The 15493-nt window shown below is 52.4% G+C and carries 8 protein-coding genes; 7 read left to right on the top strand and 1 reads right to left on the bottom strand.

The window, feature by feature from the left end:
* Positions 1-3 precede the first annotated feature (3 nt).
* From DWZ56_RS14235 to DWZ56_RS14215, 5 genes are all read left to right on the top strand, one after another.
* Positions 4-1113, top strand: a complete 1110-nt coding sequence (locus DWZ56_RS14235) for an ABC transporter permease (protein WP_118557303.1) — start codon at positions 4-6, stop codon at positions 1111-1113.
* A gap of 22 nt (positions 1114-1135) precedes the next feature.
* A complete protein-coding gene (locus DWZ56_RS14230; RefSeq protein ID WP_158584598.1) occupies positions 1136-3670 on the top strand; it encodes an extracellular solute-binding protein in 2535 nt (844 codons plus the stop codon).
* Between the two features lie 156 nt (positions 3671-3826).
* Complete coding sequence (locus tag DWZ56_RS14225; RefSeq protein ID WP_118557301.1) at positions 3827-4753, top strand: SH3 domain-containing protein; 927 nt, start codon at positions 3827-3829, stop codon at positions 4751-4753.
* Between the two features lie 212 nt (positions 4754-4965).
* Positions 4966-5769 carry a Cof-type HAD-IIB family hydrolase gene (locus DWZ56_RS14220; protein WP_118557300.1) on the top strand — a complete coding sequence of 268 codons (804 nt, stop codon included), beginning with the start codon at positions 4966-4968 and terminating at the stop codon, positions 5767-5769.
* 56 nt (positions 5770-5825) lie between these two features.
* Positions 5826-7751 (top strand): NAD(+) synthase, encoded by a 1926-nt coding sequence (locus DWZ56_RS14215; RefSeq protein WP_118557299.1) that lies wholly within the window; start codon positions 5826-5828, stop codon positions 7749-7751.
* A gap of 133 nt (positions 7752-7884) precedes the next feature.
* On the opposite strand, the gene DWZ56_RS14210 is transcribed toward DWZ56_RS14215, so the two are convergent.
* Positions 7885-8319 carry a hypothetical protein gene (locus tag DWZ56_RS14210; protein WP_118557298.1) on the bottom strand — a complete coding sequence of 145 codons (435 nt, stop codon included), beginning with the start codon at positions 8317-8319 and terminating at the stop codon, positions 7885-7887.
* 83 nt (positions 8320-8402) lie between these two features.
* On the opposite strand from DWZ56_RS14210, the gene DWZ56_RS14205 reads away from it, so the two are divergent.
* A complete protein-coding gene (locus tag DWZ56_RS14205; protein WP_118557297.1) occupies positions 8403-11783 on the top strand; it encodes a PD-(D/E)XK nuclease family protein in 3381 nt (1126 codons plus the stop codon).
* Positions 11783-15478, top strand: coding sequence for a helicase-exonuclease AddAB subunit AddA (gene addA, locus DWZ56_RS14200; RefSeq protein ID WP_118557296.1), 3696 nt, complete (start codon positions 11783-11785; stop codon positions 15476-15478). Before DWZ56_RS14205 ends, addA begins: the two co-directional genes overlap by 1 nt.
* Positions 15479-15493 lie beyond the last annotated feature (15 nt).

Here is a 15493-nt window from a genome sequence, read left to right as displayed (position 1 = left end):
TGGATGAGAAGGTTTTTAAATAACCTCACGTCGCGGATTACCAGAAAGCAGGCATGGCTTGGCCTTTTGGGGCTGATATCCTTTCTCCTGTTTACAGGGCTTACTGTCTGGTCCGGCCATGTGGTGCGATCGCTGACCGACCAGCAGATGGCCGGAAGATGGTCCGATGAGGGCGGTGTGGCGCAGGTCAGCTGCTTCTTATCGGCGGATGCCGGCCTGACTCCGGAAGGCATCGCCGCCCTGGAGCATTCATTGGATGCGGCGCTGACAGAGGTGTCCGTCACGCCGCCCAATGAAAAGGCCAGGCTGTGGGTGGACTCATACAGCGCCAGAGGCAAGGTCACAGTACAGGGACAGCAGTCCAAGGTGGAAGTGAATGCAATTGGGGTGGGAGGAGACTTCTTCTTGTTCCATCCCCTGGAACTGCTGTCGGGCTCCTATTTCTCCGGCAGCGACCTGATGCAGGATCATATCATCCTGGACCAGGACAGCGCATGGCAGCTGTTCGGTTCCTATGATGTGGAAGGCATGCAGGTGATGATCGGAAATGTGCCCCATATTGTATCCGGCGTGATCCGGCGTGAAGAAAGCAAAATGAATAAAATGGCCGGGAATGGGGAGAGCACGGTATATCTGTCCTATGATTCCCTGACCAGATATGGAAACAGCCAGAATATAAGCGCATATGAAGTCGTGATGCCCAACCCGATATCCGCGTTTGCCCTGTCCGCGGTGCGCAAAAACATAGGAGTGGACGAGGCGGAACTGGAAGCTGTGGAAAATTCAAAGAGATTTACTCTGCTCTCCCTGCTCACCGTGCTGAAGGACTTCAGCTACCGCTCCATGAATGAGAAGGCGATTGTTTACCCGTATTGGGAGAATATTGCCAGAGGCTGGGAGGACATCCTGGCCATGGTGCTGGTGCTTAGGATATTGTTCCTGCTGATACCGGCAGTCCTGCTGGTGATACTGCTGGTAAGCATGTGGAGGCACCGCAGGTGGCGCTTCGCCGATCTGCGTGACCGGTTCGAGGATTGGATGGAACGGCGCAGGTTAAAACGCGCGCAAACGCCTAAAAAGGAAAAAAAGAAAAAGCATGCGAATGCGCAGTAGAGAAATGAGGGAGACTATGAAAATGAAGAGATGGACAAAGGGGATGCTTTGCCTGGCGCTGTGTTTCGCCTTGGTGATTTCCGGTACCGGATGCGGTAAAAAGACGGGCAGCCAGGATTCCGAAGCGGCGAAGCAGCATGTGTTCCGCGAGACGGTGCTGGAGCTGGATCTTCCGCTTCAGGACATAAACAGTATGTTTCAGGCCGGGGGACGGATTTTTGTATACGGATATGTGTATCCGAACAGCGGCGGAGGCATCATGCCCAGAGCAGTTTATGACCTGGGGGCAGCTTCCGGCGATATAGCGGTGCCGGAGACAGCTGCGCCGGATACTGACGAAGGCAGTTCCGGGGAAACGACGGAAACGACAGAGTCTGCCGGTGAGGAGAGCTCTGCGGCAAATGAGACTGCAGCAGGTGAGGAGAGCCCTGCGGCGGATGAGACCGCAGCTGGTGACGAAGCGTCCCAGGCGGATACGGATGTGCCTGCGGATGCACCTGCGGATACCACCATGCCCGCACTGCCGGGAGGCGACGATTCCTACCAGGTAGAGTTTGTGATGTGTTCTTTTAAACCGGACGGATCCGACATCAAGTCTTTCAGCTTTAATATGGACGGCAGCAGCTCATTCTATAATCTGACGGGTGACAGCGAGGGCAATGTATACGGCGTATTGTCCAGATATATTGAGGATAACAGCGATCCGGAAAATATAGAGTACAAAAATGAACTCATGCTTAAGCAGTGGGATATGGATGGCAATGAGGGCTGGAGCAAGGATCTGGCGGAAGAGGGAATGGAGTATGTCGGAGGCATGTTCTGTGACAGCCAGAACCGCCTGTTAATCACCGCTGACCAGAAAATTCTTGTATATAATACGGATGGGACTCCAAACACCTCCGTGGATCTGGGCGAGGGCAAATATATCAACCAGATATTTACCAAGCAGGATGGAACCATATTGGTGAGCGGCTGGGGAGAAAGCCAGTTCATTCAGAAATTGGATCTGAATACAAAGTCACTGACGGATAGCTATACGCTGCCGGGTTCTTCCTTTAACTACAATATATCCCCCGGATACGGCTACGATGTGTTTTTAAGGGACAGCCAGGCGGTCTACGGGTATAATTTCGGCGAAGAAAATATTAACGAGATTTTTAACTATGTGGATTCCGATCTGACCGGAGACAATCTGAACAATCTGATCGGCATCAGCGAAACCGAGATGATTGGCACCAGATACGATGAAGAGAGCATGAAAACTGTTCTCGTAAAATATACGAAGGTGGATCCCAGCGAAATTAAGGATAAAACAATCATCACGCTGGGCTGCACTTATGTGGACTACAATGTCAAGAGAAGAATTGTGTCGTTCAACAAGGCGAGCGATCTATACCGCGTGCGCCTGACGGATTATTCCTCCTATAATACAGAAGAGGATTGGCAGGCTGGCGTGAACAAGCTGAATACAGACATTGTGTCGGGCAACGTGCCGGATATTCTAGTGCTTAACAGCCAACTGCCGGTGAACAGTTATGTTGCCAAAGGATTATTTGAAGATCTCTATCCATTTATTGATAAAGACCCGGATTTAGAACGCGCAGACTACCTTCCCAATATATTGGAGGCCTTCTCTGTTGACGGCAAGCTCTATCAGCTGGTGCCTAGCTTCGGCATACAGACCGCGGTGGCCAAGACATCGGATGTAGGGCCGGAGCCCGGCTGGACGCTGCAGGATCTGAAGGCACTGATGGCCACTAAGCCGGAAGGGACGGAAGCGTTCCCCAGCACATTGCGGGAGACGATCCTGTATTATGCGGTGGGCATGGCTGGCGATCAGTTCATAGACTGGTCCACAGGAAAATGCACATTCAATTCCGACAGTTTCAAACAGCTGCTGGAATTTGCCAATGAGTTCCCGAAGGAATACACCGAAGATATGTACGGTGACGATTACTGGCAGGGCTATGATACTATGTTCCGTGACGGCCGGGCGGTGGCGCAGATCACAGGGCTGTATGATTTCAATACCTATAACAGCCTGAAAAAAGCCACTTTCGGTGAGGATATCACCCTGATCGGTTTCCCTTCGGATAACAAACAGGGTTCGGCTATTTCTGCTGATTTAAGCTTCGCTATCTCTTCCAAATCCAAGAATAAGGATGGAGCATGGGAGTTCCTGCGCTATTATCTGACGGACGAATATCAGGACAGCATTTCATATAACTGGCCTATCAGCCTGAAGCGTCTGGAAGCCATGGGGGAAGAGGCGATGCAGAAGCCGTATTATGAGGATGAAAACGGCAATAAGATCGAATATGACAATACGGCCTATATTAACGGCGTGGAAATCATCATTGACCCTATGACCAGGGAAGAGGTGGATGTGGTGATTAACTTCATCAAGTCGCTGGATCAGGTAATGAACTATGACCAGCAACTGTTAAACATCATCAATGAGGAGAGTGCCGCATACTTTGAAGGCCAGAAATCCGTCAATGAGGTGGCGGATATCATCCAGAGCCGCGTACAGATCTATATCAATGAAAACAGATAGTTAAATACTGTCATACATCTGTAACAATTACTTAATATTTTTCCTCTTATCCCCTTGCATTCCGGGCTTCTTTATGTGATAATTATTTGGGAGCGTTTCCGTTAAACGGCGCACCATAAAGAAACCCGGGCTGCCCGGGGAGTAAAGAGGCCAAGGATGAAATTTGAAGAGAAACACATTTCGGGAATCATAATCGGCGTACTGGCTGTGATGATGTGCTGTGTGGCGTTTGTCAAGCCGCCGGTCAGAGCCAGGGCGGAAGCGGAGTCCGCTCAGCCTGCCAGAGTAAATGTTGTGGATGAGACGGTGGGCATCGCCCCTGCAGAGCCGCTGAAGGTACAGGCGGCAGAGCCACAGCCGGAGGCTGAAACGTATACCGGAGACCGCCCGGCATGGGTGACTACATTCGGCAAGCTCAATGTCAGAGAGCAGGCCAATACGGAATCGAGTGTGATCGGGCATTTTGTTTACCGCCAGGAGGTTACGATCACAGGAACTGATGTGGATGGCTTTTACGCAGTGGCGGGAGAGGATTCCAGGACCGGTGAGGTCTTAAACGGTTACTGCCATGGCGATTATCTCTCGGAAGCGGAACCGGAGGAGCCCTATGTGTATCTGGACGTGCCGGCCTACAAGCAGACTGACGGCCGCTGGGGTGATGTGACTTTAGGCTCCAGCAAGCGCAAGATGAAGGATATCGGATGCGCGACCACCTGTCTGGCTATGTCAAAGTCTTTTCTGACAAAGACCATGGTCTATCCGGATGATATGGAAGAGCTGCTTTGGTACGACAAAAAGGGGAACCTGGGCTGGCCCAAGACATATACCTGGACGACGGACAGCACCTATTACCTTGAAACGATATTTGAAAAGCTTCATGAGGGAATACCGGTGCTGGTCGGATCGGAAAAGAAAAACGGCCGCCCTCACTGGGTGCTGGTTGTGGGCTACTGCGGAGACGGGGAGAATTTTTATCCCTCGGATTTTTTAATCAACGATCCGCTGCCGGACAACCGTACGAATCTAAAGCAGTTTTTTGAGACTTATCCCGTTTTTTATAAGATGGCGTTCTATACGGGATAAGGAGAGTTTTGCGAATAGCTTTTTATTTCATTGGCTGAATTTCCTGTGAAATGAGAGCGTTTGGCAGCTCGTGGAGGAGTAAATTCCCGGATAATGAGGGACAGGCCCCTTGTTCCTGACGGAACAGGGTCTGTCCCTTATGTGTATGAAAGACGGATAATTAATATGTTAAGTAATAAATCTGCATGGCAGGTGGCATATGGGGGAAGAATATGGCGTACAGAATGATCGTGCTGGATCTGGACGGCACTCTGACAACTTCACAGAAAGTGATATCACCAAAAACATATGAGGCGCTGATGGCGGCCCAGGAAAGGGGGATCCGCGTGGTGCTGGCATCGGGCAGACCGACACAGGGAATTGTGCCTCTGGCGAAGGAGCTGAAGCTGGACCGGTACGGCGGTTACATCCTGTCCTTTAACGGCGCAAAGGTCATCGACTTCAGGCATCAGGAGGTGATTTTCGAAAAGTCGCTTCCGGAATCAAGAATCCACGAGGTTGTCGATCTGGCAAGGGAGTATAAGGTAAATCTGCTGACTTATGAGAATGAGTCCATTATAACGGAAACACCCGGCGATATCTATGTGCAGAAGGAGGCGGCAATCAATAAGATGTCCGTTAAATATGTGGTCCATCTGCTGGAATATATCTACTTTCCTCCGGTCAAGTTTCTGATGCTGGCAGACGGGGACCGGCTGGCTGAAGTTGAACCGATGGTGAAGGAATCGCTGGGAGATCAGTTTAATGTATATCGTTCCGAACCGTATTTCCTGGAGATCATGCCTGAGAATATCGACAAGGCCTATTCACTTGGAAAGCTTTTGAAGCATCTGGGTATGACCAGGGAGCAGATGATCTGCTGCGGCGACGGCTACAACGATGTGTCCATGATACGTTATGCTGGTCTGGGCGTAGCGATGGCCAATGCCAACGAGGCCGTGAAGCAGGAGGCGGATTATATCACTGCCGGTAACGATGATGACGGCATCGCGCATGTGATTGAAAAGTTTTTATAATCAAATGATGGCGCATCAAATAAATATGCGAATATAGGCGCAGGATTGGAGACATTATGAAGAATGGCTTTATCAGAATGGCGGCGGCCACGCCGAAAGTGAAAGTGGCCGATCCGGTATATAACCGGGAGAGGATATGTGAAAATTTGAGCCTGGCGGCAGAGAAGAAAGCCAAGGTTGTGGTATTTCCAGAGCTTTGTCTTACAGCGTATACCTGCGGCGACCTGTTTCTGCAGAATTCGCTGCTTGAGGAAGCGAGGGCTTCATTGGAACAGATCATTGCATTTACAGATAATCTGGACCTGATTGCCTTTATAGGTCTGCCCTGGGAACATCTGGGAAAGCTCTATAATGTGGCCGCTGCCGTGAGCCGAGGCAGGCTGCTGGGCCTTGTGCCCAAGACATGTATCCCTAATTATTCCGAGTTCTATGAGGCCAGACATTTTGTCCCGGGCATGCAGCAGCCGGTAATGATAAAGTTTTCACCCGCAGGAAAAGCGCCATACGAGGTGCCTATGGGCACGGATATGCTGTTTCAGTGCGCCTCCATACCGGATCTGACCGTAGCTGCGGAAATCTGTGAGGATCTGTGGGTGCCTGCTCCGCCCAGCATACGTCATGCGCTGGCCGGAGCCACTGTTATCGTCAATCCATCCGCCAGCAATGAAAATACTGGGAAGGATGTATACCGCACCAGCCTTGTGACCGGCCAGTCCGCCAAGCTGGTCTGCGCTTATCTGTATGCAAGTGCGGGAGAAGGGGAATCCAGCACCGACCTGGTATTTTCAGGGCATAACTTGATTGCTGAGAACGGTACGCTGCTTGTGCAGTCACAGCGCTTTTGCAACGAAATCACATATGCGGATGTAGATCTGGAAAAGCTGCACAGCGAGCGGCGCCGCATGACGACCTTCGGGCCCGTATCGGATAAGGATTATCGTAAGATCTCATTTGATATTGAGTTGGAACAGCTTGATCTGATCCGCAGTTTTGAGCCATTGCCCTTTGTGCCAAAAGGAAAGCAGGACAGGGATAAGCGCTGCGAGGAAATCCTGGCCATTCAGTCCATGGGCCTGAAAAAACGTCTGGAGCATACCGGCTGCCGCAATGCAGTCATCGGCATTTCCGGCGGCCTGGACTCCACGCTGGCGCTGCTGGTGGCCGTGCGTGCTTTTGATCTGCTGAATATTCCGCGTGAGCGCATATGGTCCGTCACCATGCCCTGCTTCGGCACCACCGACCGCACCTATCAGAACGCGTGCCTGCTTGCCGGAACGCTGGGAACCACATTGCGTGAAGTTCCCATCCGAGAGGCGGTACGCGTGCATTTTCGTGATATCGGACAGCCGGAAGAGAACAGGGATGTCACCTATGAGAACAGTCAGGCCAGGGAACGCACCCAGGTTCTGATGGATCTGGCCAATCAGATCAACGGCCTGGTGGTAGGCACCGGTGATATGTCAGAGTTGGCTTTGGGCTGGGCCACCTATAACGGCGACCACATGTCCATGTATGGCGTCAATGCCTCTGTGCCCAAAACGCTGGTGCGGCATCTGGTCAGATATTTCGCGGATACCTGTCAGGACAGCAGGCTTTCGGAAGTGCTCTGTGATGTGCTAGATACGCCTGTGAGTCCGGAGCTGCTTCCCCCCAGCGAGGGGAAAATTGCTCAGAAGACGGAGGACATTGTAGGTCCTTACGAGCTTCACGATTTCTATCTTTATCATATGCTGCGCTTCGGCTATAGGCCTGCCAAGATCTACCGCATGGCCTGTCTGGCTTTTGCGGGGCAGTATGATAAAGAAACGGTATTAAAATGGCTGAAGACTTTTTACCGCAGATTCTTCACCCAGCAGTTCAAGCGCTCCTGCCTGCCGGACGGCCCTAAGGTAGGAACCGTTGCAGTCTCTCCCCGCGGCGACCTTAGGATGCCCAGCGATGCCTGCATGCGGGTCTGGGTGGAGGAACTTGAGCAGCTGTAAATGCTATAAAAGAGCAGGCATGTCAGCCTGCTCTTCCTGTCCGCTGTTGCCATTCACAGTTACCGTATACTCTGTCCCTCCATACGCTGCTTTATCGGCAGCTGTGAACAGTAACCTTTCATATGCGTAAGACTCACGGAGCTGCTTTGGAAAGCGCTTCCTCGATGGTGGAGACCAGGGCGGACTGGGTGTATTTCATGCCTTCGTCCAGTTGGATATTGGCGGTGCTCTGCGAATCGATGATCTGCTCTGTGAGCTCATTTAATGCCGGCTCCATCAGCGGGTACATGGTGGTCACAGCTTCGTCCAGCTGTACGAAATTGATGGAGTTGATGCGGTCGCTGTCTACCGTTACGGACACGTCGATATTCTGACCGTTCAGCACCAGGGATGCGGAGTAGACTCCTGGTATGTAAGAGGTGGGAGCTGCGCTGTCTTTCTGTTTGCCCCCCTTGCTGGAAAACATATACACCAGAAGGATGATCAGCAGGATGCCCAGGCCTACGAATATGGCGGTATAGATCAGCTCTTTCATACGCAGTACTACAATTTTCGTTTTGGAACTCATAGAAGTCCTCCGACAAATGGTTTTTGTATATTTTATTATCAATTCACGGGTTTTATTACACTTAAAGAAGGAGCAGAACATCCATGTCATTGCAGTTTATTTTTGGAAGCAGCGGAAGCGGCAAGTCCTACCGGCTGTATCAGATGCTGATCTCGCTTTCCATAAAGGAGCCGGAAGTCAATTACATAGCCATTGTGCCCGAACAGTTTACGCTGCAGACTCAGAAGGACATCGTAATGCTGCATCCCCGTCATGGTGTCATGAACATCGACATCGTCAGCTTCCAGCGCCTGGCGTACCGGATCTTCGAGGAGCTGGGCTGCACGGACCTGGTGGTGCTGGACGATATCGGCAAGACGATGGTGCTGCGCAAGGTGGCCGGGAGCATTAAAAAGGAACTGGGGCCTTTCGGAAGAAATCTGAACAAACCTGGGTTTATCGGCCAGCTCAAATCCATGCTGTCCGAGCTCTATCAGTACGGCGTCGGCCTGGAGGATCTGGAGGCGCTGGCTAAAAAGACGGAGAAGACCAGAGGGCTGAACCGGAAGCTCAAAGACCTGGCGGTGGTCTATGAAGCGTTCTCAAAGGAGCTGGGTGAGGATACCATCACTTCGGAGGAGGTGTTGGAAAAGCTGTGCAGCCTGATCCCCCGGTCGGAAATCATCCGAAACAGCGTAATCACACTGGACGGATTCACCGGCTTCACGCCGGTGCAGTATAAGCTTCTGCAGCTGTTAATGATTCATGCAAGAAAAGTGGTGGTGACGCTGACCGTGGACCCGTCCGTGAATCCATATAAAGAGGGCAGCCCTCATGAGTTGTTTCATTTAAGCCGCAGGACGGTGGCTAGGCTTGCCGAGCTGGCGGCGGAGGCCGGCATATCAAGGGATGAGGATGAGGTGATCCGGCAGCAGCCGCCTTACCGTTTTAGAAAGGCAGGGCAGCTGGCATTTCTGGAGAGAGAGGTGCTGCGCTATCACAGGACAGTTTATAAGAGCCGTGAAGGGGAAGAAGCCTCCATTGCGGTTTCCGTGGCCGCCAATCCTTCGGAGGAGGTGCAGGCCCTGGGTTCGTCCATATGCCGTCTGGTGCGGGACTGTGGATACAGGTACCGCGATATCGCCGTGGTGACCGGGGATCTGGCCGGTTACGGCCCGCTGGTGGAGCAATATTTCCCCAAATACGGGATTCCCTATTTCATGGACCGCAAAAAGAGCCTGATGTCCAATCCGCTGGTAGAATACATACGCTCCGCGCTGGAAGTGATTGAGAAGGACTTTACCTATGAGAGCGTGTTCCGATGCCTCAAGAGCGGCATCAGGCTCATAGACAGGGAGGAAACGGACGAGCTTGAGAACTATGTGCTGGCCATGGGCATCCGGGGGAATAAGCGCTGGCAGCAGGAGTGGTATAAGGAGTATAAAAACAGCGGATTTATCGACTTTGAGCGGTTAAACAGCGCCAGACAGAAGGTGTTTGAACCGATACTGCGTTTAAGAGAAGTGCTGAAAAATAAGGAAAATACCGTCAGGGATTTTGCAGAAGGCCTTGTGCTTTTTCTGATAGAAAGCAGGGCGGAAGCACAGATTGCGGAGTATGCGGCTGAATTTGCAAAACAGGGGGACAGCGTGCTGGAAAAGGAGTATGAGCAGGCCTACGGCAAAGTGCTGGAACTTCTGGATGAGATTGTGAAGCTTTTGGGCGAACAATACATTTCCCTGAAAGAATTCAATGATATTTTAGACAGCGGTTTCAATGAGATCAAAGTGGGACTGATCCCTTCCTGCGTGGACCGGCTGGTGGTGGGCGATATGGAGAGGACCAGGCTGGGCGATATCCGGGCGCTGTTTTTCATCGGCGTCAATGACGGAAACGTGCCCAAGACCGGGGAACGGGGCGGCATCTTTTCCGTCTATGACCGGGATATGCTGGATTCGCTTCAGATAGAGCTGGCGCCCACCGCGAAAAAGAGGGGCTTCATCGAGCGTTTTTATCTGTATCTTGCGCTGACAAAACCTTCTGAAAAGCTCTTTATATCCTATTCGGCCACGGGCTCCGACGGAAAAGCGCTGCGCCCCTCCTACATGATCGGCGAGATCTTGAAGCTGTTTCCGGATATGTCCGTACAGGCGGCGGACGGCTCTGAAGACCCTCTGTATGGGATCGCCACGGAGGAAACCGCGGTTTCCTTCTTGATCCGTGGGCTTAGGGAGTACAGAGACGGCCAAAGCAGTCCGGCCTGGAAGGAGCTCTACAGCTGGTATTACGGGCAGGACGAGAAACAAAAGCTGCTGCTTAAGCTGGTGGATGCCGCCTTTTACAGCTATGAAGAGAAGGGGATCGGGCAGGCGGTGGCAAGAGCGCTGTATGGCACAGAACTGTCCGGAAGCGTCACCAGGCTGGAAAAACAGGCTGCCTGTGCCTATGCACAGTTCCTGTCCTATGGGCTGGAGCTCACCGAGCGCCGGGAATTTGAATTTGCCACAGCGGATATGGGTACGATCTTCCATAATTCCATTGAGCTGGTATTTCGGAAAATGGAAGAGGCCGGGCTGGATTGGAACGGGATGGAAGATGCAGGCCGCAGGGATCTTGTGAGCAGCTGTGTGGGACAGGTGACGGATGAGTACGGAAACACTGTTTTAAAGAGCAGCGCCAGAAATGCATATCTCGCAGGGCGCATTGAGCGGATTACGGAGCGCACGGTCTGGGCGCTGTCCGAACAGCTGAAGCGGGATAATTTCAGGCCGGCCGGTTTTGAGGTGTCCTTTTCTGCCGACGATTCGGGAGCGCTTAAGATCGCTCTTACAGAGGAAGAGATCATGCGGTTAAGCGGACGGGTGGACCGTGTGGATGTGTGCGAGGGCGAGGACCGGGTCTACATACGGATTGTGGACTACAAGACCGGGAACACCTCCTTTGACCTTATATCGGTCTATTATGGGCTGCAGCTGCAGCTGGTGCTGTATCTGGACGCCGTGGCAGGCCTGGCAAAGAAACGCTACCCGGATAAGAAAATCGTGCCCGGCGGGGTGCTCTATTATAATATCAAAGATCCGCTGGTGGATTATGAGGAGGGTGCCGATGAGGAGAACATCCGCCAGAAGATTCTGGAACAGCTGCAGATGAACGGTCTTCTGAATCAGGATCTGGGGGCGCCGGAGCAGAAAAAGACCAAACAGGTATCGGAGCAGCAGTTTGAAAATCTGCGCGACTACGTGAGCCGTAAGATTCGCCTGCTGGGCCGGGAGATCATGGATGGAAGCATACCGGTCAATCCCTATAAAAGGGATAACCGCACAGCCTGTGATTACTGCAGGTTTAAGGCAGTCTGCGGCTTTGACCTTAAGACTCCGGGATACCGTTACCGGAGGCTGAAGGAAAAGTCGCAGGAGGAGATCTGGCAGGAATTCTATGAGCAGAATGAAGACAAGCATAAGAACGGCAGAGAGGAGGTGCGGTGATGGGCGTGGAATGGACGGAAGAACAACAGCAGGTCATCCGGCTTAGAAACCGCAACCTTCTGGTGGCCGCCGCCGCCGGAAGCGGCAAAACCGCGGTGCTGGTGGAACGTATCATCACCATGATATCCGATGAGGAAAATCCTGTGGACATCGACCGGCTTCTGGTGGTGACCTTCACAAAGGCCGCCGCCTCGGAGATGCGGGAGAGGATCAGCAAGGCCATAGAAAAGAAGGTGGAGGAGCATCCGGGAAGCGCCCATCTCCAGCGGCAGCTGACGCTCCTGCACCATGCGGATATCACCACGATTGACAGCTACTGCCTCCATCTGATCCGCAATTACGCCAACGAGCTGGATATGGATCCGGAGTTTCGGGTGGGCGAAGAGGGAGAGATGAAGCTGATGCGTGCGGATGTGATCCGCCAGCTTCTGGAAGACTGCTATGCGGAAGGCAAGGAGGAGTTCCTGCGGTTTGTCGAGTGTTATGCCGTGGGAAATGCCGATGGCGGCCTGGAAGATTACATCGAACAGCTGTATCAGTTTTCCAGCGGATATCCCTGGCCGGAACTCTGGCTGGAACGCTGCCGGGAAAATCTGGAAGCGGACAGTGAGGAGGATATTGAAAAGAGCGGCTGGATGCGTTTCCTGATGGAGGATCTGGCAATAGAGTGCGCAGAGCTGAAAGAGCAGCTTTTGTATGCGCTTTTGCAATGCCGGTCGGAAAACGGCCCCTATATGTATGAGGATATGATAAGGGATGACCTTAGGATGGTGCAGGAGCTGATCGGTGCCAAGGGATTCCATGAGGCCGGCGGCCTTCTGTCGGGCCAGAAATTCATGCGCATGTCATCTAAAAAGGACGCTGCAGTCAATGCCGATAAAAAAGCGCTGGTATCCAATATACGGAATCAGGTAAAAAAAGCGCTGCAGGATATGAAGAAGCGGCTCTGCGTCCAGGACATGGAGGAGATGCTCGCAGGCATCCGCGGCATGCGGGAGCCGCTGAATGTTCTAATCGGTCTCACCGCGGAATTCACCAGACGTTTCCAGGAGAGGAAGAAGGAGAAAAACACCCTGGATTTCAACGATCTGGAGCATCTTGCCCTGAATATCCTGGTACGGCGGACGGAGGAGGGAGAGCTTGAGATCACGGACGCGGCAAAAGAACAGAGCCAGACCTACGATGAGATTATGATCGATGAGTATCAGGACAGCAACCTGCTGCAGGAGACCATCTTAAACAGCATATCCAGGGAGCGGCTGGGACAGCCCAATATCTTTATGGTTGGGGATGTGAAACAGAGCATCTACAAATTCCGGCTGGCCAGGCCGGAACTGTTTATGGAAAAGTATGAAAAGTATGGGACTGAGGACGGATTGTACCAGCGCATAGACCTGCACAGAAATTTCCGCAGTCGCAGCAGTGTGCTTTCGGATATCAATTTCTTCTTTTACCAGATCATGACCAGACCGCTGGGCAATATCGCCTACGATGAGACGGCGGCTCTGTATCCGGGCGCGGATTATCCGGAATGCGGGGAGGCAAACGACACCTCCACCGAGATTCTTCTGATCCAGCCGGACAAAGAGGTGCTGGCCGCACAGCAGGACGCGGATTATCATATCCGGGAGCTGGAGGCCAAGGCGGCGGCGGCCCGCATCAGGGAACTGATAGACCCACAGAGCGGTTTTATGGTATATGACAGGAATAAAGGCTGCTACCGCAGGGCGCGCTACGGGGACATTGTGATCATACTCCGTTCTTTTAAAGGATGGGCGGAGACATTTTTAAACATCCTGTTAAATGACGGTATACCGGCCTTTGCCCAGTCCGCATCCGGCTATTTCAGCGCGCTGGAAGTACAGGTGGTGCTGGAACTGCTGCGGGTCATCGACAATCCCATGCAGGATATCCCTATGGCCGCGGTGTTAAAGTCTCCTGTCGGCGGCCTTAACAGCGAGGACCTGGCTGTGATCATGGGAGAATTCCGCAGGAAATTTAAGCGTTCGGTCAGAGGGATGTACCGTGCCGTGCTCTGGTATGCCAAAGAAGGTTCCAGGGAGGCAGTCAGGAATAAACTGAACAGATTTCTTATTATGCTGGAGGGATACCGGCAGATCCTGCCCTGCATCCCGCTGCATGAGCTGGTGCGCCGCGTGATGGAGGAAACCGGATATTATGACTATGTATCCGCCATGCCGGCCGGCTCTGCCAGGCAGGCGAATCTGGATATGCTGCTGCAGAAAGCGCTGGATTTTGAAAATACCAGCTATCACGGACTGTTTCAGTTCATCCGGTATATAGACAGCCTTCAGAAATATGAGATCGATTACGGTGAAGCCGCGGCTTTGGGTGAAAATGAAGATACCGTGAGAATTACGACCATCCATAAGAGCAAAGGGCTGGAATTTCCGATTGTCTTTGTCTGCGGCATCGGAAAGCGTTTTAATCTGACAGACAGCACGGCCAGGATCCTGCTGCATCCGGACTTGGGCATGGCCGCCGACTATATTGATATCGAGCAGCGCGTAAAATATGCCACTCTGATGCGCAAAGCCTTCCAGCGACGGATCGCCTTGGAAAATATCGGTGAAGAGCTGCGCGTGCTGTATGTGGCCCTGACCAGGGCCAAGGAAAAACTGATTCTGACCGGCACCGACCGTTACCTGGACAATAAACTCACTAAATGGGAAGACAGCTTTTATGCCGGGGGCAGAGAACTTCCGTTTACACTGCTGTCCCAGGCGGGTTCCTATCTGGATTGGATTTTGATGGCTCTGGCCAGAGAGAAAAAACCGGAGATACGCCTTAAGATCATAGATCTGGAGGATATCCTTTCTATGGAAACCGTAAAAAGGGTGGCGAAGGACGTGGCCAAAGAGGATCTTACAGACTGGGATCCGTGCCGGATCTATGCCGGAGAGATCCGGGAGGAGCTGGATAAGCGGCTGAAATTTATCTATCCGTTTCTTGGGGAAGCGGCGCTCCATGCCAAGATATCCGTGTCTGAAATGAAGAAAAGCATGCAGATGCCGGGGACGGATGAGGAGGGGGAGGTCCGGCTTTATGAGCAGTATCCGGAAGAAGGCGCCGGCGCCTCTTTGCCTGACCTCCCGGAAGCAGAAGAGCCGGCTCTTCCTAAATTCATGAAGGAAGAAAAGCCTCTGGTAGGAGCGCTGCGCGGCGTGGCCTATCACCGGGTGCTGGAGCTCATGGATTTTAAAGCGCCGGAGTGCACGGGGAACCCGCAGTCCGCCGTCGATTCCATGTATGCGTCGGGCAGGATTACCAAAGAGATGCATGACTGCATCCGGCCGAAGCATTTTGAATGGCTGTTTCGGACCGGGATCGGAAAGAGGATGTGCGAAGCTGCTGCAAAGAATGCATTGTATAAAGAAAAACAGTTTGTGATGGGCATACCGGCCAGAGAACTCCTGCCGGATCAGGACAGCGATGAACCGGTGCTGGTACAGGGTATCATCGACTGCTATTTTGAAGAGGAGGACGGGCTGGTGCTGGTGGACTATAAGACCGACAGCATCACAAAAGGCCAGGAAGAGATCCTGCTGAACCGCTATCATGTACAGCTTGTGCTTTATAAAAAGGCGCTGGAACAGATTGCCGGAAAAAGAGTGAAAGAAGGCGGGATTTATTCCTTTGCGCTCGGGAAATGGATTGAGGACAGCGGGCTGTAAGAATTATTTCTTCAC

The organism is Lachnotalea sp. AF33-28, assembly GCF_003477885.1.
GTDB lineage: Bacteria > Bacillota > Clostridia > Lachnospirales > Lachnospiraceae > AF33-28.
This window is presented reverse-complemented; position numbering and strand designations above follow the sequence as displayed.

What these genes read in the sequence shown, in the direction of transcription:
- DWZ56_RS14235 (WP_118557303.1), top strand. Translation starts at nt 4, where the DNA reads ATGAGAAGGTTTTTAAATAACCTCACGTCGCGGATTACCAGAAAGCAG.
- DWZ56_RS14230 (WP_158584598.1), top strand. Translation starts at nt 1,136, where the DNA reads ATGAAGAGATGGACAAAGGGGATGCTTTGCCTGGCGCTGTGTTTCGCC.
- DWZ56_RS14225 (WP_118557301.1), top strand. Translation starts at nt 3,827, where the DNA reads ATGAAATTTGAAGAGAAACACATTTCGGGAATCATAATCGGCGTACTG.
- DWZ56_RS14220 (WP_118557300.1), top strand. Translation starts at nt 4,966, where the DNA reads ATGGCGTACAGAATGATCGTGCTGGATCTGGACGGCACTCTGACAACT.
- DWZ56_RS14215 (WP_118557299.1), top strand. Translation starts at nt 5,826, where the DNA reads ATGAAGAATGGCTTTATCAGAATGGCGGCGGCCACGCCGAAAGTGAAA.
- DWZ56_RS14210 (WP_118557298.1), bottom strand. Translation starts at nt 8,319, where the DNA reads ATGAGTTCCAAAACGAAAATTGTAGTACTGCGTATGAAAGAGCTGATC.
- DWZ56_RS14205 (WP_118557297.1), top strand. Translation starts at nt 8,403, where the DNA reads ATGTCATTGCAGTTTATTTTTGGAAGCAGCGGAAGCGGCAAGTCCTAC.
- addA (WP_118557296.1), top strand. Translation starts at nt 11,783, where the DNA reads ATGGGCGTGGAATGGACGGAAGAACAACAGCAGGTCATCCGGCTTAGA.